Origin of the sequence: Paenibacillus macquariensis (assembly GCF_900156375.1) — a bacterium.
Taxonomy (GTDB): Bacteria; Bacillota; Bacilli; order Paenibacillales; family Paenibacillaceae; genus Paenibacillus_AQ; species Paenibacillus_AQ macquariensis.
Genome location: NZ_FTNK01000025.1, coordinates 19975 through 46283, shown reverse-complemented (window position 1 = coordinate 46283; position 26309 = coordinate 19975). Strand labels below are relative to the sequence as shown.

The 26309-nt window shown below is 41.6% G+C and carries 27 protein-coding genes, 1 tRNA gene, 2 rRNA genes and 2 riboswitches; of the genes, 16 read left to right on the top strand and 14 right to left on the bottom strand.

All coding sequences use genetic code 11. The annotated features are described in order from the left end of the window. From BW961_RS26410 to BW961_RS26360, 11 genes are all read left to right on the top strand, one after another. Nucleotides 1–84 (top strand): 23S ribosomal RNA (locus tag BW961_RS26410); the annotation flags it as partial. 110 nt (nucleotides 85–194) lie between these two features. After that, nucleotides 195–311 (top strand): 5S ribosomal RNA (gene rrf, locus BW961_RS26405). Between the two features lie 441 nt (nucleotides 312–752). After that, nucleotides 753–2210 (top strand): IMP dehydrogenase, encoded by a 1458-nt coding sequence (gene guaB, locus BW961_RS26400; RefSeq protein ID WP_068591076.1) that lies wholly within the window; start codon nucleotides 753–755, stop codon nucleotides 2208–2210. A gap of 203 nt (nucleotides 2211–2413) precedes the next feature. Continuing rightward, a complete protein-coding gene (locus tag BW961_RS26395; protein WP_082867662.1) occupies nucleotides 2414–3751 on the top strand; it encodes a D-alanyl-D-alanine carboxypeptidase family protein in 1338 nt (445 codons plus the stop codon). A gap of 114 nt (nucleotides 3752–3865) precedes the next feature. Continuing rightward, nucleotides 3866–4747, top strand: coding sequence for a pyridoxal 5'-phosphate synthase lyase subunit PdxS (gene pdxS, locus BW961_RS26390; protein WP_068591071.1), 882 nt, complete (start codon nucleotides 3866–3868; stop codon nucleotides 4745–4747). 20 nt (nucleotides 4748–4767) lie between these two features. Then, on the top strand, nucleotides 4768–5352 hold the full coding sequence (gene pdxT / locus BW961_RS26385; protein ID WP_068591069.1) for a pyridoxal 5'-phosphate synthase glutaminase subunit PdxT: 585 nt from the start codon (nucleotides 4768–4770) through the stop codon (nucleotides 5350–5352). 186 nt (nucleotides 5353–5538) lie between these two features. Then, entirely contained in the window at nucleotides 5539–6822 is a 1284-nt protein-coding gene (serS, locus tag BW961_RS26380) for a serine--tRNA ligase (RefSeq protein ID WP_068591067.1), read from the top strand. 96 nt (nucleotides 6823–6918) lie between these two features. Beyond that, a tRNA-Ser gene (locus BW961_RS26375) sits at nucleotides 6919–7007 on the top strand. Between the two features lie 101 nt (nucleotides 7008–7108). Continuing rightward, nucleotides 7109–7453, top strand: coding sequence for a hypothetical protein (locus BW961_RS26370; RefSeq protein ID WP_068591065.1), 345 nt, complete (start codon nucleotides 7109–7111; stop codon nucleotides 7451–7453). Nucleotides 7454–7486: 33 nt separating this feature from the next. Further along, nucleotides 7487–7636 carry a small acid-soluble spore protein P gene (locus BW961_RS26365; protein WP_068591063.1) on the top strand — a complete coding sequence of 50 codons (150 nt, stop codon included), beginning with the start codon at nucleotides 7487–7489 and terminating at the stop codon, nucleotides 7634–7636. A gap of 229 nt (nucleotides 7637–7865) precedes the next feature. Further along, nucleotides 7866–8936: a hypothetical protein gene (locus tag BW961_RS26360; protein ID WP_068591061.1), complete on the top strand. Its 1071-nt coding sequence runs from the start codon at nucleotides 7866–7868 to the stop codon at nucleotides 8934–8936. A 235-nt stretch (nucleotides 8937–9171) separates the two neighbouring features. On the opposite strand, the gene BW961_RS31405 is transcribed toward BW961_RS26360, so the two are convergent. From BW961_RS31405 to tadA, 3 genes are all read right to left on the bottom strand, one after another. Beyond that, entirely contained in the window at nucleotides 9172–9363 is a 192-nt protein-coding gene (locus BW961_RS31405; protein ID WP_326112441.1) for a GNAT family N-acetyltransferase, read from the bottom strand. A 66-nt stretch (nucleotides 9364–9429) separates the two neighbouring features. Continuing rightward, nucleotides 9430–9591, bottom strand: coding sequence for a hypothetical protein (locus BW961_RS31400; RefSeq protein WP_244556067.1), 162 nt, complete (start codon nucleotides 9589–9591; stop codon nucleotides 9430–9432). A 42-nt stretch (nucleotides 9592–9633) separates the two neighbouring features. After that, complete coding sequence (gene tadA / locus BW961_RS26350) at nucleotides 9634–10134, bottom strand: tRNA adenosine(34) deaminase TadA (RefSeq protein ID WP_068591059.1); 501 nt, start codon at nucleotides 10132–10134, stop codon at nucleotides 9634–9636. 403 nt (nucleotides 10135–10537) lie between these two features. Between tadA and rluF the strand changes: the two genes are divergently transcribed. Then, on the top strand, nucleotides 10538–11239 hold the full coding sequence (gene rluF / locus BW961_RS26345) for a 23S rRNA pseudouridine(2604) synthase RluF (protein ID WP_068591057.1): 702 nt from the start codon (nucleotides 10538–10540) through the stop codon (nucleotides 11237–11239). A gap of 79 nt (nucleotides 11240–11318) precedes the next feature. Here rluF and motB read toward each other — a convergent pair whose 3' ends face one another. Both motB and motA read right to left on the bottom strand, forming a co-directional pair. Then, nucleotides 11319–12140 carry a flagellar motor protein MotB gene (gene motB, locus BW961_RS26340; protein WP_068591054.1) on the bottom strand — a complete coding sequence of 274 codons (822 nt, stop codon included), beginning with the start codon at nucleotides 12138–12140 and terminating at the stop codon, nucleotides 11319–11321. Next, nucleotides 12124–12924 (bottom strand): flagellar motor stator protein MotA, encoded by an 801-nt coding sequence (gene motA, locus BW961_RS26335; protein WP_068591052.1) that lies wholly within the window; start codon nucleotides 12922–12924, stop codon nucleotides 12124–12126. The genes motB and motA overlap by 17 nt, the downstream gene beginning before the upstream one ends. A gap of 192 nt (nucleotides 12925–13116) precedes the next feature. Between motA and BW961_RS26330 the strand changes: the two genes are divergently transcribed. Beyond that, complete coding sequence (locus BW961_RS26330; RefSeq protein WP_068591050.1) at nucleotides 13117–13410, top strand: hypothetical protein; 294 nt, start codon at nucleotides 13117–13119, stop codon at nucleotides 13408–13410. Nucleotides 13411–13515: 105 nt separating this feature from the next. Further along, nucleotides 13516–13839, top strand: a complete 324-nt coding sequence (locus BW961_RS26325; protein ID WP_068591048.1) for a 4a-hydroxytetrahydrobiopterin dehydratase — start codon at nucleotides 13516–13518, stop codon at nucleotides 13837–13839. Between the two features lie 143 nt (nucleotides 13840–13982). On the opposite strand, the gene BW961_RS26320 is transcribed toward BW961_RS26325, so the two are convergent. The 6 genes from BW961_RS26320 to BW961_RS26295 all read right to left on the bottom strand — a co-directional run bounded on the left by BW961_RS26320 (nucleotide 13983) and on the right by BW961_RS26295 (nucleotide 19621). Beyond that, the gene (locus BW961_RS26320) at nucleotides 13983–14339 is read right to left on the bottom strand and encodes a c-type cytochrome (protein ID WP_068591046.1); all 357 of its coding nucleotides are present in this window, start codon (nucleotides 14337–14339) and stop codon (nucleotides 13983–13985) included. 126 nt (nucleotides 14340–14465) lie between these two features. Then, the gene (locus BW961_RS26315; protein ID WP_068591044.1) at nucleotides 14466–14966 is read right to left on the bottom strand and encodes a GNAT family N-acetyltransferase; all 501 of its coding nucleotides are present in this window, start codon (nucleotides 14964–14966) and stop codon (nucleotides 14466–14468) included. 147 nt (nucleotides 14967–15113) lie between these two features. After that, nucleotides 15114–15584, bottom strand: coding sequence for a C40 family peptidase (locus BW961_RS26310; RefSeq protein WP_068591042.1), 471 nt, complete (start codon nucleotides 15582–15584; stop codon nucleotides 15114–15116). A gap of 4 nt (nucleotides 15585–15588) precedes the next feature. Then, a riboswitch (cyclic di-AMP (ydaO/yuaA leader) is annotated at nucleotides 15589–15723 on the bottom strand. A 265-nt stretch (nucleotides 15724–15988) separates the two neighbouring features. Then, nucleotides 15989–16456, bottom strand: a complete 468-nt coding sequence (locus tag BW961_RS26305) for a C40 family peptidase (protein ID WP_068591040.1) — start codon at nucleotides 16454–16456, stop codon at nucleotides 15989–15991. 4 nt (nucleotides 16457–16460) lie between these two features. Beyond that, nucleotides 16461–16599: riboswitch (cyclic di-AMP (ydaO/yuaA leader) on the bottom strand. Nucleotides 16600–16796: 197 nt separating this feature from the next. Then, nucleotides 16797–17627, bottom strand: coding sequence for a hypothetical protein (locus tag BW961_RS26300; RefSeq protein WP_068591036.1), 831 nt, complete (start codon nucleotides 17625–17627; stop codon nucleotides 16797–16799). Between the two features lie 11 nt (nucleotides 17628–17638). Then, complete coding sequence (locus tag BW961_RS26295; RefSeq protein ID WP_068591034.1) at nucleotides 17639–19621, bottom strand: M1 family metallopeptidase; 1983 nt, start codon at nucleotides 19619–19621, stop codon at nucleotides 17639–17641. Between the two features lie 153 nt (nucleotides 19622–19774). Between BW961_RS26295 and BW961_RS26290 the strand changes: the two genes are divergently transcribed. Beyond that, on the top strand, nucleotides 19775–20281 hold the full coding sequence (locus BW961_RS26290) for a YwhD family protein (protein WP_068591031.1): 507 nt from the start codon (nucleotides 19775–19777) through the stop codon (nucleotides 20279–20281). A 101-nt stretch (nucleotides 20282–20382) separates the two neighbouring features. Here the strand turns inward: BW961_RS26290 and BW961_RS26285 are convergent, their stop codons facing one another. The 3 genes from BW961_RS26285 to BW961_RS26275 all read right to left on the bottom strand — a co-directional run bounded on the left by BW961_RS26285 (nucleotide 20383) and on the right by BW961_RS26275 (nucleotide 25226). Next, the gene (locus tag BW961_RS26285) at nucleotides 20383–22557 is read right to left on the bottom strand and encodes a heavy metal translocating P-type ATPase (RefSeq protein ID WP_068591029.1); all 2175 of its coding nucleotides are present in this window, start codon (nucleotides 22555–22557) and stop codon (nucleotides 20383–20385) included. Then, entirely contained in the window at nucleotides 22544–22942 is a 399-nt protein-coding gene (locus BW961_RS26280) for an ArsR/SmtB family transcription factor (protein WP_068591027.1), read from the bottom strand. The genes BW961_RS26285 and BW961_RS26280 overlap by 14 nt, the downstream gene beginning before the upstream one ends. A 235-nt stretch (nucleotides 22943–23177) precedes the next feature. Beyond that, nucleotides 23178–25226: a transglycosylase domain-containing protein gene (locus BW961_RS26275; RefSeq protein WP_068591024.1), complete on the bottom strand. Its 2049-nt coding sequence runs from the start codon at nucleotides 25224–25226 to the stop codon at nucleotides 23178–23180. Between the two features lie 250 nt (nucleotides 25227–25476). Here BW961_RS26275 and speE point away from each other — a divergent pair, with 250 nt between their 5' ends. Beyond that, nucleotides 25477–26304 (top strand): polyamine aminopropyltransferase, encoded by an 828-nt coding sequence (speE, locus tag BW961_RS26270; protein WP_068591022.1) that lies wholly within the window; start codon nucleotides 25477–25479, stop codon nucleotides 26302–26304. Nucleotides 26305–26309: the final 5 nt, after the last annotated feature.

Sequence of the window (26309 nt, the reverse complement as noted above, 5' to 3'; positions counted from 1 at the left end):
AAGACGACGAGGTAGATAGGTTGGAGGTGGAAGTGCAGCAATGCATGGAGCTGACCAATACTAATCGGTCGAGGGCTTATCCTAATATTCTAAAGTTTAGGCTTTAGAAGCAAATGCAAGTTTCGAACTGCAAATTCATTCGTATCTAGTTTTCAAGGATTAAACCTTGAATAACAGCATAGAGCTGAATACCGTTTGGTGGCGATAGCGGAGGGGTTCCACACGTACCCATCCCGAACACGACCGTTAAGCCCTCCAGCGCCGATGGTACTTGGACCGCAGGGTCCTGGGAGAGTAGGACGTCGCCAAGCACACACAAGAACTACCGTTGATTTATATCAATGGTGGTTCTTTTTTGGTTTTTATAATTTTTTCATTTATGAGATAGAAGGTAATCGGTTGAGAAAGTAAATGTTTTAAAGTAAATGTTTTTATGGAAAAGTAAATATTAGGATCACTAATTTGACCAAAGGTTCCCTTGGATACGCAATGAGGATGGGTCATTTTATACTATTATACTTAAATAAGTAGATGTAAACCCTTTCATTTATAAGGTTTGTCCTCTACCAGTGGACAGTGTTAGTTACACAAAGACTTGGGAATGATATATAAGGGAAACCTTACTGTAATTCTTGACAGCCCCAACCCCCTTTGCTAAGATGGCAATAATATATTTTCAGGAAATGCATTTTTAGCATTATTTATAAGGGTTTATTTGGTTTATTTATGAAAATTAGGGGAGGCCACACAAGGTGCGTGAAGATAAGTTTGGTAAAGAAGGATTAACTTTTGATGATGTACTACTAGTACCACGTAAGTCTGAGGTACTACCTAAGGAAGTGGACGTGTCCACAAGATTAAGTAAGCATGTTAAGTTGAATATTCCACTTATTAGTGCGGGTATGGATACGGTGACGGAGGCTGCTCTAGCTATAGCGATCGCTAGAGAAGGCGGAATCGGCATCATCCATAAGAATATGTCCATCGAACAACAGGCTGAGGAAGTAGACCGTGTTAAGCGTTCTGAGAGTGGCGTTATTACAAATCCATTTTCACTAAGACCTGATAATTTGGTAGCTGATGCGGAGGCCGTGATGGCGAAGTTCCGTATTTCGGGTGTACCTATCGTGAATGAAGATAATAAATTAGTCGGTATTTTGACGAATCGCGACTTGAGATTTATACATGATTACAGCATTAAGATTAGTGATGTGATGACTAAGGAAGATTTGGTTACTGCACCAGTAGGAACGACGCTTCAAGAAGCAGAGGTTCTATTGCAGAAACATAAGATTGAGAAACTTCCATTAGTGGATGCTAACAATATTCTTAAAGGTCTTATCACAATTAAGGATATTGAGAAAGCTATCCAGTTCCCTAACGCAGCTAAGGATGCTCAAGGTCGCCTTTTGGTTGGTGCAGCGATTGGTATCTCCAAAGACACGTTAGAACGTACAGAGGCTTTGGTTAAAGCTGGTGTAGACGTGATTACGATAGATTCTGCGCATGGACATCACATTAACATTATTGATGCTGTACGCGAATTGCGTGGCAATCACCCAGAACTCACAATTATTGCTGGTAATGTAGCAACAGGAGATGCAACACGCGATCTAATTGAAGCTGGAGCATCAGTTGTTAAGGTGGGAATTGGTCCAGGATCTATCTGTACTACACGAGTGATTGCTGGAATTGGTGTTCCACAAATTACGGCAATTTATGATTGTGCATTGGTAGCTAAGGAATATGGTGTTCCGATTATTGCTGATGGTGGTATTAAATACTCCGGCGAAATTACAAAAGCAATTGCTGCTGGTGGACACGCTGTGATGTTGGGTAGCTTGTTTGCAGGTACTAAGGAGAGTCCAGGTGAATCAGAAATTTATCAAGGGCGTAAATATAAAGTGTACCGTGGAATGGGATCAATCAGCGCAATGAAACAAGGAAGTAAAGATCGTTATTTCCAAGATGACGATAAAAAGCTGGTACCTGAAGGTATTGAAGGCCGTGTTGCTTATAAAGGACCACTTTCTGATACAATTCTACAGCTTATCGGTGGCCTTCGCTCCGGTATGGGATATTGCGGTGTTCAAACATTAGATGAACTACGTAATGATACACAATTCATTCGTATTACAGGTGCTGGATTACGTGAAAGTCATCCACATGATGTTCAAATCACTAAAGAAGCACCGAATTACTCGGTTTAATGTACAAATTCGGATATTAAATACAATTTTCTTACAAGAGACAGGGCGAATTTCGTCCTGTCTGTCTTTTTTTGCTGAATATGCTGTGTTAGAATAGAATAAGCAGTGGATTGTTATGGATAGAGAGGAGTTAATATTCTTTGAAATACAAAGTAGTTAGAATAAGTAGACGCAAATGGCTTAAGAAAAGTATAGCTTCGGTTATGCTTATAAATATGTTATGTATGTCCTCATTACCGCTCGTGGTGTTAGCAGAAGGGGAAGCGACAACGAAGACAGAGGGAACAACAACCGAGGCTACGAAGGCGGTTACCCCATCTAAGGCTGTAAAGATTCCTGATGTGAAGAGTCTAGGATTACAAGTGAAATCAGCGGTACTCATCGAACCTACAACGGGTGAAATTCTGTTGTCTGTAAACAGTGACGTGGCATTGCCACCTGCTAGCATGTCTAAGATGATGACGGAGTACATTGTGGCAGACCAAGTGAAGCAAGGGAAGCTCAAATGGGATGACATCGTTACAGTGGGGGCAAATGCAGCCAAACAAGTTGGATCACGTATTTTCTTGGCAGAAGGAGATCAACATACGGTTGAGGAATTATACATAGCTATGGCTGTTGGTTCTGCCAATGATGCTTCTGTGGCCTTAGCTGAACGCGTAGCTACTTCTGAAGAAGCATTTGTTCAAATAATGAATGACACGGCTAAACGTATGGGTATGAAGACAGCACACTTCATTAACGCCACGGGACTAAGTCGGGCAGACATGCCAGAGGAGTTCAGACCGAGTGAAGATAGGGAGACCGTAATGTCTGCTATGGACACGGCTCTCCTTGCGAAGTTCATCGTGCAAGATCATCCTGACTTTTCAAGATTTACGGCGTTACAATCTTTTAAATTCCGCGATCGTGATACTAAGCCAATCATTAACTATAACTGGATGTTGGAAGCCAATAAAGATATTACGAACTTTAAGGCTTTTGCATATCCAGGGTTAGATGGATTAAAAACAGGTCATACGATTGCCGCGGGAAATTGTTTCACGGGTACAGCAGAAAGAGATGGCATGCGATTGATCAGTGTTGTTATGGGAGCTGATACGAATGCCGCACGTTTCGTAGAGACGAAGAAAGTACTTGATTTCGGATTTAATAACTTCGAGAGCAAACAAGTGGTTGCACCAAAGTCAGTCGTAGTGGGAACTGAAACAGTACCTGTGAAGAAGGCTGTGGAAACAACTGTAGGCGTAGTATCGGACTTAGATGTTAAGTTCATGGTTCCAAAAGGAACACAAAATCCTGCAATCACATCTAAGGTTACTCTTTTGAATGAGGACGAGCTTGTAGCTCCTTTGGCTAAAGGTACGAAAGTAGGCACTATCACTTATACCTATAAAGCAGAGGGTATGAATGCGCAGGAGAAGACGGTTAACTTGGTAACTGCTGATGAAGTGGAAAAAGGCGGATGGTTCCGCTTAATGTTCCGAGCTATTAAAGATTTATTCGTTGATTTGTTTGACGGAATCAAGAATCTTTTTTAATATCAATATAGATAAGGGTCCATGGGTGTAGGAGTTACCGTCTATTCCAATCATTAGGCTACGTTAGTATATGAGGCGAATGGACTGACCATATATATTTCAGGGGGATTAAACATGGAAACGGGAACATCTCGAGTTAAAAGAGGTATGGCAGAAATGCAAAAAGGCGGCGTCATTATGGACGTCATGAATGCAGAACAAGCTAAGATTGCAGAAGCGGCAGGCGCAACAGCTGTCATGGCTTTGGAACGAGTTCCCTCTGATATTCGTGCAGCTGGTGGTGTTGCTCGTATGGCAGATCCTACTATAGTGGAAGAAGTTATGAAAGTTGTATCTATTCCAGTTATGGCGAAATCACGTATTGGACATTTTGTAGAAGCAAAAGTATTAGAGTCACTTGGTGTAGATTATCTTGACGAAAGTGAAGTACTAACACCAGCAGATGAAGTATTCCATATTGATAAATGGGATTTCACGGTTCCTTTTGTATGTGGAGCGAAAGATCTTGGAGAAGCTTTACGTCGTATCGGCGAAGGTGCTTCCATGATTCGTACCAAAGGTGAGCCTGGAACGGGAAATATCGTTGAAGCTGTACGCCATATGCGTCACATTAACGGTCAAATTCGTAAAGTACAGAACATGTCTAAGGACGAGTTGTATGCTGAAGCTAAGAACTTGGGTGTTGCCCATGACTTATTGCTTGAAGTTCAAAAGTTAGGTAAATTACCTGTCGTTAACTTTGCAGCAGGTGGTGTTGCTACGCCAGCTGACGCAGCGTTAATGATGCATTTAGGTGCAGATGGCGTGTTTGTAGGATCTGGCATTTTCAAATCTGAATATCCAGAGAAATTTGCACGTGCGATTGTTGAAGCTACAACACATTTCCGTGATTATAAATTAATTGCTGAAGTATCTAAGAATTTAGGTGCCCCAATGAAGGGTATCGAGATTTCATCTTTAAAACCTTCCGAGCGTATGCAAGATCGCGGCTGGTAAGAGAGAAGGTTTAAAGGGATATGAAAGTCGGAGTATTAGCATTACAAGGAGCAGTCACTGAGCATATTCGTAGTATTGAACTTGCGGGTGTTGAAGCAGTGGCCGTGAAAAAGATTGAAGAACTAGCGGATGTTCAAGGCCTTATTATTCCTGGTGGTGAAAGTACGACGATCGGTAAGCTTATGCATAAGTATGGTTTTATTGAAGCGATTCGTGAGTTCTCCCAGGCGGGTAAGCCTATATTTGGGACATGTGCAGGCCTTATTGTTCTTGCAAAGAAAATTGAAGGTCAAGATGAGGCACACTTAGCGTTGATGGATATCACAGTTGCTCGTAATGCATTTGGTCGTCAACGTGAGAGCTTTGAGACAGACCTGAACATCAAAGGTATTGATGAACCTGTTAGAGCGGTGTTTATTAGGGCACCATTAATAACAAGCGTGGGTAATCAAGTCGAAGTTCTATCCACATATCAAGATGAGATCGTTACAGCAAGGCAAGGACACTTGTTAGTATCTTCGTATCACCCAGAGTTGACGGATGACTATCGTCTTCATCAATATTTTGCGGATATGGTTAGAGCATACCAAGGTTCAATAAGTTAAATTTAAAGAGTGTAAATAAGAACACCTTGACCTTTATTGGATATCAGTTATTGTTCTTTGATGAATATGACTGATGAACTTCAGATAAATCTTTTCCGGGTATGAGGATCCTTTTACAAGTGGATGCTTGGGGAATATTTATCTAACAAAGGGGTCGAGGTTGTTTTTCTTGAGGAGGGTATACCTGTGTTAGATGTAAAAATATTGCGTGGCGACTTCGCTAGGGTAGAAGAAGCACTGAAGAAGCGGAACAAATCTCCGGAACTGATTGCAGATTTCCCTAGACTAGATGGACGCCGTAGAGAACTATTGCAAGAAAGCGAAACCCTAAAGAGCCGTAGAAACACGGTATCGGGTGAAGTAGCAAAGCTTAAAAAGAATGGTGAAGATGCAGAGGCGCTAATTATCGAGATGCGTGAAGTATCTGACCAGATTAAAGCATTTGATGAGGAAGTTCGAGAACTTGAAGCTAGTATTGCTGACTTAACGATGGCTCTACCTAATATTCCGCATGAATCCGTACCTTTGGGCAAATCAGAAGCTGATAACGTAGAAGTACGTCGTTGGTCGGAACCTACTGCATTTGATTTCGCACCGAAGGCACATTGGGACATTGCGCAGGACCTAGGGATACTTGATTTTGAAGCAGCAGCTAAAGTAACAGGTTCACGCTTTACCTTCTATAAAGGCATGGGAGCACGTTTAGAGCGTGCGCTTATTAACTTCATGATGGATCTGCACAGCAGTGAACACGGTTATGAAGAAATCCTCCCTCCTTATATCGTAAATGGGGATAGTCTACGTGGCACAGGGCAACTTCCGAAATTTGAAGAGGATCTATTCAAGATTCAAGATTCGGAATATTATCTTATTCCAACAGCTGAAGTGCCAGTGACTAACTATTACCGCGATGAGATTCTGACTTTGGATGATTTACCGAAGAATTTCGTGGCGTATAGTTCATGTTTCCGTTCAGAAGCTGGATCTGCAGGTAGAGATACGCGCGGGCTTATTCGTCAACATCAATTCAACAAAATTGAGCTTGTCAAAATTGTACATCCAGATTCCTCTTATGAAGAATTGGAGAAGATGACTGCGAACGCAGAACGTGTTCTAGAGCTTCTGAAGTTGCCGTATCGTGTCCTAGCTCTTAGTACGGGAGATATGGGCTTCTCAGCTGCGAAGACCTATGATATTGAAGTATGGCTTCCAGAGAGCGACATGTACCGTGAGATCTCCTCATGTTCCAATACTGAGGACTTCCAAGCTCGTCGTGCAAACATTCGATTCCGTCCAGAAGCGAAGTCTAAGCCAGAATTCGTGCACACATTGAATGGATCTGCATTAGCAGTTGGTCGTACATTTGCTGCTATTCTTGAGAATTATCAGCAGGCAGATGGCAGTGTTGTCATCCCAGAAGTACTTCAACCCTACATGGGAAACGTCAAAGTTATTACTGCAAAAAAATAATTTTTAAAAAAAGCTTGCCTTTTAGTGTTCAGTTGTGATAAGATAATTTTTGTTGTTAGAGATTAATTACTTATCGCAAACAACTGAATAACTTTTGGAGAGGTACCGAAGCGGTCATAACGGGGCGGTCTTGAAAACCGTTAGGGGGCAACTCCACGTGGGTTCGAATCCCACCCTCTCCGCCATTATAATTAAACTTACTAACCATTCTCAGTAACTGAGAGTGGTTTTTTTGTATAAAATAATGCCTCTCTCCACAACTTATAGTGAAGGGGAGGTGTTCATCATGAGCCAAGATTTTCAATTGAATCAAAATCAGCTTGTAGATGCGTGGCAGTCTAAATTGCCAAGTGTTCTTCACCCGTCGGACCGAGCTTTGGTCGTTGCCGATGAGGCCGACGCTAACAGCATTAGAATCAACATTGATACAGCAGGCAGGCAAGCATACTCTTTTGACTTTCAGTGTACGTATAAGGATTCACGTGAGGTTGGTGTGCAACTCGTTGATGTGGAGCGCGATGGTCGCTCGGTAGACGAGCACACAGAAGTTATTCAGAATTTAGCTGGCGATTATACACGACACATCCATGAATGTGCCCAATCACTACATGATGTAACAGACCCTTCATAAGAATGAGGGCATCCTTTAAATGAGGTGAACAAGATGAGTAAGCCAAAAGCGATTCCTGTTCCAGAGGCACAAGAGAAACACCAGCGGAATGATAACGATTCTAATGCGATGCAAGAGCCGCTCTCAGGGTCTAAGAAAGTAAAGAACCGCAACCATGTGGGTCACTTGAATAAACAGGGCTAGATATGTGTCTGTTATGTAAGATGGGTTTATTTGATAACACCTTAGTGCTACTGCTAAGGTGTTATTTACGTTAAAATGGAATATGAATATTAAATTCACTATAATCTGAAAATTTCGTGAGAAATGACATTATTCCATCAATTATTTTCCATAATGTGTTTCGCGTGAAGAAGATTTAGTTTATGATTATGAAAGTGACTATGGTTACAGACCGAGGGGAGAGAACAAAATGAATAAGAAATTTACAGCCATCGTACTGACATTGCTCTTAGCGATGACAGTCGTACTATCTGGTTGTGGCAGTAAGCAGGGCCCGAAAGAGGCGTTACAAAGCGCTGCGGGAAATGCGATGACGATGACTTCGTATGAAATGAAAAGTAAGCTAGTTATTGAGGATTTGAAAGTTAATACGCCTGATGCAGAGGGAAGTCTCTCTGGGACGGTTATGAGCATGCTCAAGAATGCTGAATTAACGGTTGATGGTATTTATCAATTGGATCCGATGCAAACAGAGTTAACATTGGCTTTGAATCTTAAAGGTGATATGGCTATGACTTTTACCGTTCCAATGGTCATGACTAAGGAAAAGCTATATGTTAAAGTTCCTAGTATTCCTATGCTACCTATCCCAGAGACTGTAGTAGGTAAATATATAGAATTGGATCTGAAAAAACTTGCTGCAGAGGAGGGTGCAAGTTTCAATTTAGATGCTATTGACCCTAAGAAAACACAGAAGTTAACTAATGAAATTACGAGTGCGCTCTTTACAGAATATGATGGGGCTAAGTATTTCAAAGATATTGCAGTTAAGGATGCGAATCTTCCTGAAGGTGTAGAAGCTAAACAAGTCGCACAATTTAATGTTACGAATGATAATGTAAAAGAAGCAATCACGATTCTAGTGGAGAAAGTATTGCCTAATATCCTTACTATTGTTGATAAAGAAGAATATCGTGAAATGCTTGGATTGACTGCTGAAGATATCAAGAAAGTTAAGGACGAATTGAATACATCTAATAAAGATGAATTCAATAAAGGCCTTGAAGAATTGAAGAGTTACTTGAAGGTGAATACCTTTAACGTAAACACAGCGATTAATAAAAAAGGTTTTGCCACATATCAGGATTTAGTGATGAATATTGAACTTAACGATCCTGAAACGAAACAAGACGTTAAACTTGCACTGAAGGGTTCATCTCAGTACAGTAAGATTAATGAAAAACAAACGTTCAAAATTGGTATTCCTGCTAAGGAAGACGTTCTTACGATGGAACAATTTCAACAAGCGATTGGAAACTAATCATATGTATTTGTAAACGAATAGCCCCGCACATGTAATTAATGTGCGGGGCTATTTTTATATTGTGGCGGTGTTTTCTTACTTGGGGTATTCGTTCACTAAGTGGCATAGTCATGGACAAGAATAGCAAATGTCTGATGATCCTGCCATTGGTCGTTTATTTTAATCAATTGACGTGCAATGCCTTCGGGCTGAAATCCCGTTTTCTCTAGCACACGACGCGATGATGGATTGTTTAGTAGAATGGCTCCTGGATGCGATGAAGCCCAAGAGACTGGAAGCTATATTTGAGGATCAATCTTAACGCAGCGGTCATATATCCTTTATTCTGTTCTCCAAGATCTATGAAATAACCCATATCGGCGAACTGACCTACACCACGAACGATATTAGAAAGTGTTATTTGTCCGATGAGTTTATCGTTCAGATTATAAATTCCAAACGTATAGGCACGGTCCTGCTCAGCTTCGTATATACGGCGTAGAATAAGCTGCTATTGTTCGCGGAGCGTATAGAAGCTTCCATACTGTCTGGGCTCAAAATCGGCATATACACTTCGTGTACGTATTCGTAGGTCTAATAAGGAATCACTATCGCCCATTTGTAATGGACGTATATAAATCCCAGCAATCGTATCATAAAAGGTAAGGGTCACAGGAAAGTCCTCCTATTGTAGTAATAGGGATGATTAAATATATTATTTATTACGAAGCCGGCGGAAGAAATTCGTTAGCAGTTGAGAGCACTCTTCCTGCAATACATCAGAAATGACTTCTGTTCTATGGTTAAAGCGTGGTTCTTGAAGAAGATTCATTAGTGTACCAGCGCATCCGGCTTTGGGATCTGTTGTACCATAGATAACCTGGGGGACGCGGGATTGTACGATTGCTCCTGCACACATAGGGCAAGGTTCAAGCGTAACATACAATCTGCACTCTAGAAGTCGCCAAGCATCAAGCTGTTTGCTAGCATCACGTATCGCAATCATTTCTGCGTGTGCAGTAGGATCCATTGTCTGTTCTCTTAAGTTATAACCGCGCCCGATGATCTCATCACCTCGGACAATGATAGCTCCGATCGGAACCTCACCTATCTTTTCAGCTTCTTTTGCTAAGAGGATGGCCTCGCGCATCCATTGTTCATGTACGCTTTGATCTATAGATAAATCAAATGGGGGATTATTGTGTGGATAACTCATTTTCGGAATGACCTCCTTACATAAATAATGGTTTATTCATCGAACAAATATTCGGTTGTTAACATGATGTGCATAACATTGTGCATAAGTTATAAAGTATCAACAAAGTTATACACATAAATGATAAGCGTTTGTTAATATGTGCATAACTTCGCAAGAATTCTATACGCTTTTCAAAATCATAGGTTAGCGGTATGATATATGAATGAGATCATATGCTTGATCATTTTCTGGACTAGCCATTTGATTATTCTTCCTCATATCCGGTTAACATGAATAAGTGGGGATATGATGATGACCGCAAACGAAATTATATCATAAACCCATATATGTATAATACGTTTATCAAGGATTAAGCAAAAGTCATCGATTAGTATAACTAAACATAGAGGTGAATGGAACTGTGCGGATTAATAAATACATCAGTGAGACTGGGTTCTGCTCTCGTAGAGAAGCGGACAAAAGAGTAGAGAATGGCGAAGTTACCATTAATGGAGAGTTAGCAGTACTCGGTAGTCAAGCCGAAGAAGGTGATGACGTTCGTATTAACGGCGAGCCTTTAGCTTCTAAGAAGAGTCATATATATATTGCCCTAAATAAGCCTATTGGTATTACTTGTACGACAGAGCTGCATATTAGAGGTAATATTGTTGATTTTGTAAACCATTCAGAACGGATTTTCCCGATAGGAAGATTGGATAAGGACTCGGAGGGTTTAATTCTTTTAACGAATGATGGAGACATCGTAAACAAAATATTGCGCGCAGAAGGCAAACATGAGAAAGAGTATTTGGTGAGTGTAGATCGGCCAGTTACGGAGTCGTTCCTAAGAGGGATGTCATCTGGTGTAAGAATACTAGGTGAGATGACGCAACCTTGCGAAGTAACGCAATTATCAGAACGGAGATTTCGTATCATTCTAACCGAAGGCAAGAATCGTCAGATTCGTCGGATGTGTCAAGCGTTTGGATTTGAAGTTACGGATCTGCAACGTGTACGAATTATGAATATTGAACTAGGAGATCATCCAGTCGGAACTTGGTGGGACTTAACAGCTGAAGAGAAGCAGGGTCTAGGAACTTTGCTGGATTATAAGTTGGAATAAGCGATCATCCAAGTGAACAGATTCTGTTAGTCCTCATAGAAGAACAAAAACGCCCATGTGAATGGGCGTTTTATTGTTATTACTCCTTAACATCAGTTACATTCAGGAGTTGGGTACTATCTTGGTATTTACGAATAAGGGAAACTTCTACACGGCGATTCTTAGCTCGATTTACGGCTGTACTATTATCTACAATCGGATGATATTCACCATAACCAACAGGCGTGAATTTCTTAGGATCAAGATTGGTGTTCAGCAGTAATATTTTTAAAAATTCTAGTGCCCGAGCAGAGCTTAGATCCCAGTTCGATTCATAATCCATGTTATAGATCGGAATATTGTCTGTGTGTCCGGAGACGACAATATCATAGTCAGGGAACTTCTGTAACATGTCTGATATGGCAGCAGCCAATTGTTTGGATTCAGGCTTTACAGTAGCTTTACCAGATGCGAACAATGCAGTATCACTAATGGTGATCATTAACTGAGACTGATTGAGCTTGGTTTCGAGTTGATTTGTTAGCCCACTCTTTTGGATATATTGATCAATTTGTTTTTTTAGCTTTTCTAAATCGATCTGTTCCTGCTTGCTAAGGAGCGCTTGTTGTTCATTGCGTTTGTCCTTCTTGGAAGTAACATCGTCTTTATTCTTCACGGTTTCATCTTTAGAAGTAACCTGATTAGTTGAAACGGGTGATTGGTAGTCTAGGACACCTGTTCCAGAAGTGAAAGCAGCATTGAAGGCTTCACTCATCTCATCAAACTTCTTGGCATCGGATGCGCTCATTGAATATAGAACAATAAAAAGAGCTAGAAGGAGAGTGAGAAGGTCTGCATAAGGGAGTAGCCATGACTCGTCCGCATGTTCTTCGTGCTCATGTCGTCTACTCTTTTTGCTCACCTGAACCATCCTCCTTCGGTTTCATCTGTGCACGTTCAGCAGGGGTTAAGAAGACGGACAACTTCTGGTTAATAGCAATGGTAGATACACCAGATTGAATGGACAATAGTCCTTCAAGCATCATAAGTCTAAGTTCTACTTCGGTCTTAGACAGACGTTTGAGCTTGTTAGAAATGGGGTGAAATAATACATAACCAGAAAAGATACCAAGCATAGTAGCGATAAAGGCTGCCCCGATCGCTTTAGCAAGTTCCGCCATGTCTTCCATGTGGGACAATGCAGCAATAAGACCAATAACAGCACCTAACACCCCAAGTGAAGGAGCATACATACCGGCTTGGGAGAAAATAAGAGCTCCCACTTTATGGCGATCTTCCGTCGCATTGATATCTTCCATTAAGACATCACGAACGAAATCTTGATCATTACCGTCGATAATCATCCGCATACCATTGCGCAAGAAATCATCATTGATTTCCTCAACCTTGGATTCTAGTGCAAGTAGTCCCTCACGTCTTGTAATGGAGGCCCATTCCATAAAGAGAGTAATCATTTCTGTTCTATTCATGAGTTTCTGCTTAATAAAAATCATTTTAATCAGTTTAGGTATTTTTTTGAGCTCCGACATGGGAAATCCAATGAAGAGCGTTGCTGCAGTACCCCCCAAAATAATGACATAAGCAGCGGGTACCATAAGGCTACTCAATGGTGATCCCTTGAGAATCATACCTACCAGTACAGAGACAATACCTAGAATTAATCCAATAATCGTTGAAATTTCCATTGTACACCTCATCCATGAGAAATAGAATTGAATCCTTTCATGCTACCAGATGAAAATTAAAGATGGACTGTCGCACAAGAGAAGCATTATAGTATTTATCGTCAGATTGGGCTTTTTATTTAAGGGCTATTTTCCTGTATAATGAAATGAATCGTAAAAGTTCACTTAACATAAGAAATGGAGGGGTACAAGATGGGCGTTAAACATGGTCGTGAGTATAGTGAAATTCATAAAGAATTAACGGTGGCTGTAGGTCAAATTTCAGATAGTTATGTTTTTTTTGAGATGGAAGAAGAGGAATGGATTCAGTTACCGCAAGAGGATAAGAACGAGGTTATGGAAGCCTTAGCGGAGGATGTGTTCTACGGACTGGGTACAAATCCTGTTATAACGGTAGGAAGTGGGATTGTCATGCATGATCCTGAAACTCACCGTATCAATATTCTTATTGGGGATACAGAACTTGCATTTGTAGCGTTAGTCTAAAAGTTAAACGGTGCGCATGATTATATTAGTGTAAGAATACAATGAGTCATATCTGTAAATCCAGAGGCAAACATTGTAGTTGTGGAAAGGGGGCAGCAATCAAGAGTGTCATATACAAAAGAGCAAGTGGACGCACATTTGAATCTGCTAAAGGGATGGACATTGGTTGAGGAGCGCTTTATAGAACGTAAATATGTCTTTTATAGTTTTATGAAGGGTATTTCTTTCGTCGACGAAGTTGCAACGATTTCCGAAGCATTTAACCATCATCCTCTGATTACCATTAACTATAAGACGGTTACTCTTCGTCTAACCTCTTGGGATGCGGGGTACCTTACTGCAATTGATATGAAAGAAGCACAACAGTATAACGAAGCATTTGAAAAAATGTGTTCAAGTGAGAGAAAGAATGTAAGGCAGCGGTCTTAAAGAACCAACAGAGGAATGGGCGATGATATATTCCTCATAGAAAAGGGTACCTTCCATATGGAGGGTACCCTTTTTACTTTCATTGATAGGTAAATGCATTCATCCTTGATGTTCGGTAACAACAGTTACCCTTGGTTATGGATTTATTTTTTTGCTGCTAACCATTGTGCTACGTTGGCAATCTCTTCTTCTTTTAATTTTCCTTTAAATGAAGGCATGATGGCTTTACCCTTACTAACGAGAGAATAGATCTCTTCAGGAGTCATCTCGCTACCTACCTTTTGTAGATTTGGACCTACGCCACCTTGTAGCTGATCACCATGACAAGTAATACAATTTGCTGTAACCACTGTCTCAGCTGAAGCAGCATCTAATACAACTTCTGGCATGCTAGGTTTTGCTTCCTCTGCTACTTGGTCTTTACCAGGTAATGTAAACATTAGGACAATAGCTACAATACACGCAGTAAAAAATAACCCACTCATGATATATTTTTGCATCTTTTTCTTCCTTTCTATGTAAGCTGATGATTATATTATAACGGATGCTGAACGCACAGCATAGTATTTGTGTCAAAAAAGAGATATATATTCCAATATTTGTTCCGAAAAATAGATAATTTTATGCTATTTATCATGGAAATCAGAGATTTTTCTAAAAACCATACAATAAAAGGGTTGGTTACCATCTGGAGTCATTCGCTCATAATGATCTGTAATCTCAAATCCAGATTTTTGATATACCTGGATAGCACGCTTGTTCCATGTGAGGACCTCTAGATCGATTTCATCCTGTGGCTTTCGTCTTACTGCTTCGCAAACGATAGATTGCACAAAAGATTTACCCATTCCTTGTCCGCATAAATCAGGGCGCATACCAATGCCGAGGCGAGTTACACCGACTAAGGGGAAAAATTGTGTGAAACCGCATAATTCTCCATGTTCATTGGTAATAGAAGCATACTGCTCCGCACGAAGGGTGGGATCGCCAAATTCAACTCGAAGATCCTCCATCTGCTTCCATGGCATCCATCCGTATATGTTATAAGGAGCGGGGTAATCCCATTCAGATATAGTACGCGCATGTTCAACTGTCATAGGTGTAACGATAAAGCGTGGAGTTATCATATAGAGGATCCTTTCTGTTGGGTATATGTCTAAAGCATTGATTAATTTTCAGTAGGGAGGGTAATAATCAGTATGGACGATCGCACAGATGAAAAAACCTGCATTTGAGATTTATACAATCTCAGATGCAGGTCGGTAATGAATAATCTATTTATCGATTGCGACAGATTCATATGTATCGTTACTCATAATTCTTTTAGCACCAACGTAGCGGCTAACATAATAAGATTCACTAAGAGAGTTGATGATGACACCATTAGATGAAGAGGCATGTGCAAACTTACCATTACCTACAAATATCCCAACGTGTGAAACACCCTTACCCGTAGTATTGAAAAATACCAAATCGCCTTCTCTTAAATCATTACGGCTAACGGCTGTTCCCATACTGTACTGTGAACCTGATTGGCGAGGTAAATCAATACTTAGTTTGTTGAACACGTACGTTGTAAATCCAGAACAATCAAATCCACTCGTATCGTTTCCAGATGCCACATAAGGCGAACCAATCGCTGGAGCGATTGCCTTGTCCAGTGCAGAGTCTGCGAAAGCGCTTCCAGTGCCAATGCTAAATAATAATGCTAATCCTAATACTGTGGTCGTTAATTTCTTCTTCAAAAAAGTTAACTCCTTCCGTTGCCTGCGAGGTTAGCTTAAGGATTCGGTTGAAGGTTCCCTATGATCCCTCTGTTGCAAGATCAATTCACCCATGACTGGTTCCCCCACTTCCCTTTCGGGAATTCGGCAGATATGATTAACGAATAGTTATACTTATGACAAAGTTGTTACTAAGAACTCACTGGGATTATTATAGCAAAAGGAATAGCCATTTGGCAATTATTTCTATCATTTTTAATGAGAAATACGTATATTTTTTTGGGAGATAGCTAGAATCATAGAATAACCGAATTTATTTTTCCAAACAGTCAACTTTTTTCTAATTTCGTACGTCTATATATATAAGAAACCCGCAGTGAGATTGGGGCTCAACTTCGGGTTAAAATTCATTACCATATTTAATTTTAGTTGTAAGCTGCTGCTTGGTATTTTGAAGTACTCATTACTCGTTTAGCACCAACGTAGCGTTTAGCATAGTAGCTTTCTGAAAGCGAACTAACGATGACACCACGCGAAGTAGAAGCGTGTGCGAATTTTCCATTACCGACGGATATTCCAACATGAGATACGCCTTTACCTAATGTGTTAAAGAACACGAGGTCGCCAGGTCGTAGCTGACTTTTGGATACGGCAGTACCCATATTGTACTGAGATCCAGATTGACGTGGTAAGTTTACGCCCAATTTCAAGAATACATATCTAGTGAATCCAGAGCAATCGAATCCATTAGTGGTTGTTCCACCGGTTTTATAAGTGACGCCAATGGTACGGTCAATCACGGAATTCATCTTTGAGTCGGCAAATACGCTACCTGTTCCTATGGTCAGCGCAAGAGCCATGCTCAAGGCTGTAGCAGTTAGTTTCTTCTTCAAATACGTTTTCCCCTTCCAATGCCTGCGAGGTTAGCTTAAGGATTCGGTTGAAGGTCCCCTATGATCTCTTTGTTGCGAGATCAATTCACCCATGTAATGGATCCCCCGCTTCCTGGTGTTTAGGAATTAGGCCGTTTCGTACACCTGAAAGTGACAATCGACAATGCTTTATGAAAAGACTAGATCATAGATATTACAAAGTTGTTACTAATTTATTTTAACAGAGGTTTTACACTTTGGCAAACCACAAAAGCATAGTAGAACAAGAAGAACCCCGCCCTTTTCGTTCGAAAGGGGTAGGGTTCTTCTTGTATCAAGGGGTTAAAGAGATAAATGACCACTATTTTTTATTTTTTGATAGCTTGGTAGCCCACACATTAAATTGTGATGTGATGTTCCACATTTTGAATAGACAAGTAATCAGTGGGTACGCCTGTTGCAAGATGAGTGCAAGTATTCCAGTCCAGAAGAGTGATAGGCCAGTGAATAGACAGAATAGCAGTAGGCTTAACGCACCTAAGATGAGAGAAATTCCTATAACAGATAGAACATGACGTAAACATATCCAAGTAGAAGAGAAGAGGGATTCATCATCGGTTATGCCAAACTGCATGTAAAGAATGATCTGGTGGATAACATAACGGTATAGAAACCATCCGACTATCCAGGGAATGGCTTGTATTAATGTAGAAGGAGACATAAATCCGTTCATGGCAATCGTATATAGCTTAGGTAGTAACCAATAAGCGGGAGCAAGAACAAAGAGTGTTTCGATCCAGTAGCATAACATAACTGGTTTCCAGCAACGTCTCATGCCTTGGAAGAAGAAAGCCCCCATCTCTCCTTTACGTTCTTGGTGAAGGCCGTAGAATATGCCTGAATGAATAAATGGGGTAATAAGCATACGCAAAAGTAGCATACCGAGCAGAATCCATAGATAGTTGTGAACGGTACTACTATGGGCTAGATCCAATTGCCCTTCAATATAGAATAGGATCTGACTTAATTCAGTGGGAGGTGGATCAGGATAGCGCTGAAGTAACGGCACTACCGCTGAGTTCACCAAACGATATAGAAAGTAACCAAACAACAGGTGGTACAGAAATAGAATGATGACGACATAAAATTGATTCTTTAGACTTTTCCAACCTTGGGCGATATTGCTCCTCACCGTCTCTCACCTCACCAGGATAGACTTCCAAGCAGTGTTTCCATCAGCTTGGTGACACTTATATTCCAGCGGGATACCTTCTTGACGTCGAGATCCGCCTTTAAATAGTTGTTGATATATTTGTTCTCGAGCACAAGGCTGTATTGTGGATCAATCATGGCCCATGATAATGGAGATTTATATTGGAGTCTAAATTGTGTGCTATCTCCGGCGCCATTCCATACTTTTTGGAGGGTATGACCGTCCGCAAATGTAAATAACAGCGGGATATTGGGGTAATTACCGTCTTTTCGACTTACGGTTACGTTGGATTCAAATACGGTCCCCGAACTACTGATTTTTTCCTGTACAGTAATATTATCAATGGAGAAGTCCGTCATCTGCTTGCCATATACATATTGATTGAAATAGGTTTTCCATGAGGTGTGTGTGACCTGCTCCACAACTTTTTGGAAATCGTGTGTTGTAGGATGTCCGAACCGATATTTCTTGGTATAGGCTGCCATGATTTTATTCATCATCTGGTTGCCTACCTGCCGCTCAATGCCTTTCAACACGAGTTTGCCACGGTAATACACATTCTGCGCATACTGATCCTGAGAACCGTATTTCCATGCTTCTTGTGTGAGTGTAGCGGGTGATATGATCGCTGCTTGTACCGGTAGGTTAGGAATGATTCCAAATTCCTGCTCCATTAACTTATCTTCGGCGTAAGAAGTAAACCCTTCATCAAGCCAAGCCTCTTCAAATTCATTGCTCGCGATCATGCCATAGAAGTATTGGTGACCAATTTCATGTATGACGGTCCGCTCTAGTTCATACCCCGGTGAATCGTTCTTAGCTCCAAACGCTGTAATCAGGTTCGGATACTCCATTCCCCCCGCCCCATTTCCTGCTTCCGGAGGAACAACAATAGAAAGAGTGGAGTAAGGATAGGGACCATACCATTTACTGAAGTTTTTGAGCGCGACTTCAGCGGCATAGAAATACCGTTCCTTCATATCCTTATGGACAGGATCTAGATATAGCTTGATTCGTACACCGGGTACCTCCTGCGATGAGAATGGCTTCTCAGCTACAATGAAATCAGGAGATGCTGACCAAGCGAAGTCGTGTACATCATCCGCGTAGAACTGATAGATTTTCTGACCTTTGACAATCTGAGCAGACTTAATTGGAAATCCTGTCGCAGCGACAATATAGTTCTCTGGCACATGAATACGAACATTGTAGATGCCGAAATCAGCGTAGAACTCAGAATTACCATGGTATTGATGAAGATTCCAACCTTCCGTCGTTCTACCTCTTAAGCCAGCGGGTTCATAGACACTGATCTTGGGAAACCATTGTCCAGCCATCACGAAGTTACCAGCGGTTCCCATTCGGGCAAATATTTGAGGGAGCTTCACTTCGAACTTCATATTAAGGGTGATGCTCTCGCCACCTTTGACAGGTCGTGGGAGTCTTACTTTGACTAGGCTTGTATCCTTGCTATTGCCATCATCAGGTTGTACATATTGGATACGGTGCATCAATGAGAGTCCATCTGTTGTTTCAAGTCCTGTGAGGGTCATGGAGCCGAAACCATCCGTAGGCATAACGTCGTTCCGTAGTTTACCACCAGACTCCTTCATAAAGGTGGTGTCCGTGGAAGAGAATGCGTTCGGATAAAGGTGGAAATAAAGTTCGGTGACGGTGTTTTTTCCAGGATGAGTCCAAGTTAGGGTCTCAGAACCTTTAAGCACCTTTTCATTAGGGTCTAATGAAACATCCAGGTGATACTCTACAACGCGTTTACTCAGTACTTCTGCCGTGGGGTTCTGCACGCTTTCTTTCTGAGGGAGCTGAGCGATGCTGTCTGAAGGCTTGGCCTTATTAGGCGCATACACGGATTCTGATTCTGGTGAAACCCGAAGTAGTGTCCACCAGGTTCCACTAAGGAGAAATAGGGCGACAATCGTTATTACAATCATTTTGGATCGAGTTGGGGCCATACATGAATACCTCCCGTTGACAAGCATCTACAGCATGTATATGTTTGCAATTCGCCAATTATTAGTTAAAATAAAATGAATAACAGTTATTTATAACTGGAGTCAGAAATATGGGTTTTTATTTCTGTTTTGTAGTGGGAGGACAATGAAGAAATGGATAACAAAGAACAAGGCGGCAAGAAACAAATTGCCCTTAATATTGTAAGTAGCAAAAGTAAACATACGGGGTTTGGATCGGGTTCGATTGATCTGAATAATGTATCGCCTATTATCGTTGACCAAGGGGAAGCCAAGGTCGATGTCGGTGCAATGCATGCGAAGAGTAAAGTGGAGAAAGGTATTAAGTTCTCTGCCAATCGCGAAGATGTGCCGAATGGGCGTCAAGTATGGGTAGTATGGGTAGCCGTGGATCGCACAGCGGAAGGGCAATTCTACGGAGGAGCTACAGCATCCGAGATGTGGATTGATACGGAAGCTCGCAGAGGGTATAAGATTCTAGCTGATCATGTAAATAAGCTGGATGGTGCATTGAAGCGCAAGATTATATTAGATGGAATGAACGCGGAAGATAAGACAGCTCTTAAGAATCTACTGATGACTCGTAATGAGGAATGGTGGGCAGCTACACCTGAGGAATTGAAGAAGGCGTTAGAGGTTTAGGGTAATTCGAAATGCATCCTTCTTGTAAAATTGAAAAAAGGCATTCTAAGATCTCAATAAGAGGTCTTAGAATGCCTTTTTCATATACTGATAAATTTCTATTATGATTTATCTTTGCCTAGTAGAATGGACATCCCGAGTAGCGTCACAATAATGGTGGCACCCATGTCGGATAATATGGCGATCCAAAGGGTCAGCCAGCCGGGAATCGTGAGTAGAAGTGCAATGGCTTTTAGCGTAAGCGATATGCCGATATTCCAACCAATGACACGATTTACACGACGCGCCATATGAATGGCACTTGGTAGCTTGCCAAGATGATCTTGCATAAGAACGATGTCAGCTGTCTCCATCGCGCTGTCAGTTCCTTTACCCATGGCTATTCCTAATTGTGCAGTAGCAAGCGCAGGGGCATCGTTGATCCCATCACCAACCATCGCGACATTCCATTGCGAAGCGAGACGCTTAATCTGGTCTACTTTCTGTTCTGGTAGGAGACCAGCATTATAACTTGAGACGCCTGCTTCGGTGGCAATTAATTTCGCTGATTGCTCATGATCGCCTGTCAGCATGACTGTCTGCTTAATGCCTGCTTGATGAAGCTGGTGGATGACTTCCTTCGTCTCTGGTCGAATCTTATCCGCAAGTCCAAGCAGACCAAGTACGTGGTTCTCATCTACAGTAATGATCAATGTGAGGCCTTGCTCCTTCATACGGAGAACGTCACGTTTCACGTTGTCCATATGTTCTGAATGGGATGCTACGACACGCGTTAATATCTCCTCGTTACCCATCCAGAAGGTCGTACCTTCTACTTCGCCTTGTATTCCTGAACCCGGTAAGGTTGTTAAATGAAGTGAATCTGGAAAGATATTCGATTTCCGTTGATTCGTGATATGACTTACGACTGCTTTAGCCAAGGGATGAAGAGAGGATTGCTCTAAAGAGCCTGCAACATCATAGAATCGCTTCTCATCATAGATGACTTCCTCCTTAACAGAAGGTACACCTTGGGTTAAGGTACCGGTCTTGTCAAAGGCGATTGCATCTATCTTGCCTAACTGCTCCAGATGTACGCCACCTTTGATTAGAATGCCGTTACGAGCACTCCGTGTCATTCCGCTTACCAAAGCAATTGGCGAGGAGAGTACGAGTGAGCAGGGGCATCCAACGATAAGAATGGCGAGGCCTTGGTATACCCATTTCATCCACGTCTCCCCAAATAGTAATGGAGGCACAACGATGACTAGGAGAGCAATAATCATAATGGCAGGAGTATAGTATTTAGCGAATTTATCTATAAATAACTCTGTAGGTGTTTTACTTTCTTGGGCTTCCTGTACCAAATGCATGATTTTAGATAATGAAGAATCCTCGTAAGCTTTCTCTATTCTAATATCCAGTAATCCTTCTGCATTTACACTGCCGCCGTAGACAGAATCACCTTTGCCTTTGGTAACCGGTAAGGATTCGCCTGTAATGGCGGCCTCGTTCACTGCACTACTACCTTCATATATAATGCCATCCGAAGGGATTTTCTCTCCTGATCTAACACGTACGAGGTCTCCTACACGAAGACTGGCAATAGGAACGCTTGTAACCTCTCCATTACGTACTAATGAAGCTTCTTTAGGTGCATTAGCTAGCAACGCCTCCATCGATTTGCGCGCACGTCCCATACCATACCCTTCAAGCAACTCATTGACACCAAACAGAATGGCAACAAGTGTGGCTTCCTTCCATTCACCAATAACGACGGCACCTGTGAGTGCTACGGTCATCAGTGTATCCATGTTGAACTTCAAATTGATAAGATTGTTCAGTCCACGCCAAAAGGTAGAGTAACCACTAAGTGCGATAGCAATGACATATAAGGTAATCAGTATCGGTTGAGGTATGATGCCATTCAAGACGAAAGTAAATAAATAGACTACAGCTGCTATTCCAAGTAGCCACTTGATTAGACGATTGCCTTCATGACTATGGTCGTGCTGATGGCCAACACCATTTTCGTGATCATGCCCGTGATGGTCGGCCTTCTTCTGTACGAGACTTGCTCCATCATTCTTCAGAATACGTTCAACACGTACCATATCGACATCGGGGTTTAGGGTCAATTTACTACTCACATAGTTCAGCTTCGCATCGGAACCATGCGCCAATTTCTGAATCTCTTCTTGCATTTCTCTCGTGCAGTTGGCACAAGACAAGCCTTTGACAGGGTATTCAACGTAAGATGGAGCGGGAACTTTAGGGGTATTGTTATTTGTGCTCATCTTCTATCTTCTCCCTCTGATGTTCTAAAGTCATCTGAATAAGAGTTCTGATATGATCGTCCTTTAAAGAATAGATCACATTTTTACCTTCTTTACGTGATGCTGCAATATTCATGGTTTTCAACGTGCGTAAATGATGTGAGGTTGTTGCCATACTACTGCCAAGGACAGCGGCTACATCACATACACATAGTTCATGAGCTCGATCTAACATGAAGGCGATTTTCATGCGTGTTGGATCGGCGAGCGCTTTGAAAATATCAACCATTCCAAGGATTTCATCCTCTTGTATGACAGTTTGAAGGTGAGTGATGGTGTCTGGGTTGACGCAGGTAACTTCGCATATATCGTCGCTAGATGTAGGTTTATCTATTAATTTCTTCATTTGTACGCTCCTCTCTCTTACACCGTTTGATGAGGGTATAAACATTCATATTCAAACAAGTGTTTGATTGTTACTCAAATATACACCCGCACACTATAATAATCAAACAAATGTTTGATTGTTTTTTAATAAAAAAATGAAGGCTGTAATGGGCAACATGATCTCATAGAAAAAAGAGCTGATGATCAGCTCTTTTTGATGCATCTCTTTAATGTAATCATGTACACTCAATCAATTAATCCATCCACCATTGTCGAAGATTGGACCACCAGGATTGATCCTTGGTCTGAATTTCTTTAGAAGGCTCTTCAGGTCCACCGCCATGTAGTGTGCAGTATACGGTGGGTTCTGTACCCTTAATGAACACCTCTAAGGTTTTATTCGGGCAGTCCTTCGTTGCCAGTAATCCTGATTCTGGATTAATGTAGGCGCTGACGACACCATCTGGAATGGGGAAAATTTTGGGTGGAACATTCTCCAGTGCTTTTTCTGTATATTGGGCAAAAATAGGTGCAGCTCGACGTCCATCGGCGCTCTCAATATTACGCCCTTTGTCGTAGCCGACCCAGACTGCGGTTGCTAACTCGGGCGTGAATCCTACGAGCCATGCATCCGTGTTGGTTGTGCCTGTCTTACCAGCGACGGGCCGTTTGATCATAGAGGATACCCGATTACCCGTACCGCCTGTCTCAAAGACACTTTCCATAAGATGTGTTAGAACATAAGCAGCAGCGGGGTCCACGACTTGTTCGCCTGGACTTGGCGTTGCTTCATATATTAACTCTCCTGATGCATCGGTTATTTTCAACACGGCTACAGGAGCCATGCGCATACCGGCATTACTTATCACACCAAAGGCAGAGGCCATTTCTATTGGACTAATGGGAGATGTACCTAGAGCGAGAGAAGGAACCGCTTGGAGTGGACTTAGGATGCCCATCTTTCGTGCCGTTTCCAGGACTTGTTCAGGGCCTACCTTCATAATGGTATTGACCGCATAAATGTTATCACTGGCTGCAATTGCTTTGCGCATATCAATTTCACCTAAATATTTATCACCAAAGTTACTTGGCTGATACGTTTTGCGGTTATCATCATAGTGAAACAGCGTTGGTTCGCTTTTGAACGTACTAAGCGCGGTCATCTTTAAAGAAGAAAGAGCACTCAGATACATAATAGGCTTAAATGCTGAACCAGGTTGGCGAGTTGTTGCTAGTGTATGGTTATATTGATTGGCTTGATAATTTTTGCCACCGACCATGGCTTTAATATATCCTGTTCGTGGATCGACAGAGATGAGCGCTGTCTCAAGATCACTGTTTGGGTCCATTCCTGTTGCTACTGCATCTTCGGCTGCTTGTTGGGCATGGGGATCTAATGTGGTATAGATGTTCAATCCACCATGATCCAATTGCTCTTCGGTAATGCCAAGTTGACTCGTTACAATTTGGCGAACATAATCTCGGAAATAGGGTGCAACAGCGACTGTTTTTTGTTCACCTTGAGGCTGAAATACAAGCTTCTCTCGCGCGGCGGTATTCGCTTCTTGCTTCGTAATATTGTTAGTCTCGATCATGGTTGAAAGAACAATTTTTTGCCTTTGTAATGCGCTGTCTAAATGGTTATAGGGTGAATAATAGGTCGGTCCTTTAGGAATCCCTGCAAGCAATGCACTTTCTGCTAGGTCCAGATCTTTGGCAGATTTGCCGAAATACATACGAGATGCCGCTTCGATGCCATAGGCTCCATGTCCATAGTAAATTTCGTTCAGATACATTTGAAGAATTTCCTGTTTGGTGTATTTCATTTCTAATTGTGTCGTGTAAAAGGCTTCTTGTAATTTACGTGTCCAGGTCTTGGCATGAGAAAGATACAAGTTCCGAGCGAGTTGTTGTGTGAGAGTGCTGGCACCTTGTGAACGATTCATTTTCTCAATATTGACGAGTATGGCTCGCCCCATGCCTTTGATATCGAATCCCAAATGGTCGTAGAACTTCCGATCCTCCACCGATAGCGTAGCTTGAATCAGGTAGGGTGAGATTTCGTCTAACGTTACAGGATCGTAACTACGTCCACTAACTGAAAAAGTAGACATGATTCCTTCCTGGTTGTCCAAAATACGTGAATTATGGTCCGTGTCGGCTACAGGTAGGTTTGTATTGTATAAGTATATGAGCAGAGTAGCACAGGCCAGAAGGACGAGTACTGCCATGCCAGATAGCAGCTTGACGATAGTGATGAAGCGTCTTTTTCGCTTAGGTGATTTGTGGGATGCATGTGACATGACAGAGGAGCTCCCTTTCTTTTACGTTTCTTTTCTTTCCATTATGGGAATAGAAGGGATTAGATATTCACGGGGATAGGGTACAAATATTGAAAAAAGGGTAATGTATTATGAAAGTAGTTGCATTTTCATGTTGATTTATTATAATGTGATTTGTCTGTTACAATTAAACAAACGAGGCAATTGTTTCGTGTAACGCTTTCGAAATGATAAGATTTACATATAAACTAGCGAAAGAAGGGATCACTCCATGGAATTATGGTACACAGAGAAACAAACCCCTGTATTTGGAATTACAGCAAAGATAAAAGAAACATATGTAACAGAAAAAACTGAGTTTCAAGATCTAGCGATGATTGAGACTGAAGAATTCGGAACGATGCTCGTACTTGACGGTATGGTTATGACTACCGTGAAGGATGAGTTCGTATATCATGAAATGGTTGCCCATCCGGCATTAAATACGCATCCTAATCCTAAGCATGTATTGGTTGTAGGTGGTGGAGATGGTGGCGTAATTCGTGAAGTGCTCAAGCACCCAGGCGTAGAGAAGGCTGTATTGGTTGAGATCGATGGTAAAGTTATTGAATACTCTAAGAAGTATTTGCCGTCTATCGCAGGTAAATTAGAAGATCCTCGTGTGGAAGTTTTGGTGAACGATGGATACATGCATATTCTAGAACACAAGAATGAATATGATGTAATCATGGTTGATTCCACAGAACCTGTAGGTCCTGCTGCGCCATTGTTTGAACGTGGATTCTACCAAGGTATCTTTGAAGCTTTGAAAGATGACGGAATTTTTGTCGCTCAGACGGACAACCCTTGGTTTAAGGCAGATCTTATCCAACAAGTTAACCGTGATGTGAAAGAAATTTTCCCAATTGTGCGCGTATATGCTGCGAACATTCCTACGTACCCAAGTGGTCTTTGGACATTTACAATGGGAAGTAAAGTTCACGATCCGCTAGCAGTAGATGAAACAGCTATTCCAGAAATGGATACAAAGTATTATTCATCCCGTCTGCATAAGGCTGCATTTGTATTGCCGAAATTCGTTGAAGATCTTACGAAATAAAGGGG

Bases quoted from the DNA above. Each gene is read 5' to 3' on its own strand.
- BW961_RS26315 (WP_068591044.1), bottom strand. From the start codon at position 14,966: ATGATAACTCCACGCTTTATCGTTACACCTATGACAGTTGAACATGCG.
- BW961_RS26360 (WP_068591061.1), top strand. From the start codon at position 7,866: ATGAATAAGAAATTTACAGCCATCGTACTGACATTGCTCTTAGCGATG.
- BW961_RS26275 (WP_068591024.1), bottom strand. From the start codon at position 25,226: ATGTCACATGCATCCCACAAATCACCTAAGCGAAAAAGACGCTTCATC.
- pdxT (WP_068591069.1), top strand. From the start codon at position 4,768: ATGAAAGTCGGAGTATTAGCATTACAAGGAGCAGTCACTGAGCATATT.
- BW961_RS26285 (WP_068591029.1), bottom strand. From the start codon at position 22,557: ATGAGCACAAATAACAATACCCCTAAAGTTCCCGCTCCATCTTACGTT.
- BW961_RS26280 (WP_068591027.1), bottom strand. From the start codon at position 22,942: ATGAAGAAATTAATAGATAAACCTACATCTAGCGACGATATATGCGAA.
- pdxS (WP_068591071.1), top strand. From the start codon at position 3,866: ATGGAAACGGGAACATCTCGAGTTAAAAGAGGTATGGCAGAAATGCAA.
- motA (WP_068591052.1), bottom strand. From the start codon at position 12,924: ATGGAAATTTCAACGATTATTGGATTAATTCTAGGTATTGTCTCTGTA.
- BW961_RS26290 (WP_068591031.1), top strand. From the start codon at position 19,775: ATGGATAACAAAGAACAAGGCGGCAAGAAACAAATTGCCCTTAATATT.
- BW961_RS26295 (WP_068591034.1), bottom strand. From the start codon at position 19,621: ATGGCCCCAACTCGATCCAAAATGATTGTAATAACGATTGTCGCCCTA.
- BW961_RS26330 (WP_068591050.1), top strand. From the start codon at position 13,117: ATGGGCGTTAAACATGGTCGTGAGTATAGTGAAATTCATAAAGAATTA.
- tadA (WP_068591059.1), bottom strand. From the start codon at position 10,134: ATGAGTTATCCACACAATAATCCCCCATTTGATTTATCTATAGATCAA.
- BW961_RS26365 (WP_068591063.1), top strand. From the start codon at position 7,487: ATGAGTAAGCCAAAAGCGATTCCTGTTCCAGAGGCACAAGAGAAACAC.
- BW961_RS26320 (WP_068591046.1), bottom strand. From the start codon at position 14,339: ATGCAAAAATATATCATGAGTGGGTTATTTTTTACTGCGTGTATTGTA.
- BW961_RS26395 (WP_082867662.1), top strand. From the start codon at position 2,414: ATGCTTATAAATATGTTATGTATGTCCTCATTACCGCTCGTGGTGTTA.
- BW961_RS26370 (WP_068591065.1), top strand. From the start codon at position 7,109: ATGAGCCAAGATTTTCAATTGAATCAAAATCAGCTTGTAGATGCGTGG.
- speE (WP_068591022.1), top strand. From the start codon at position 25,477: ATGGAATTATGGTACACAGAGAAACAAACCCCTGTATTTGGAATTACA.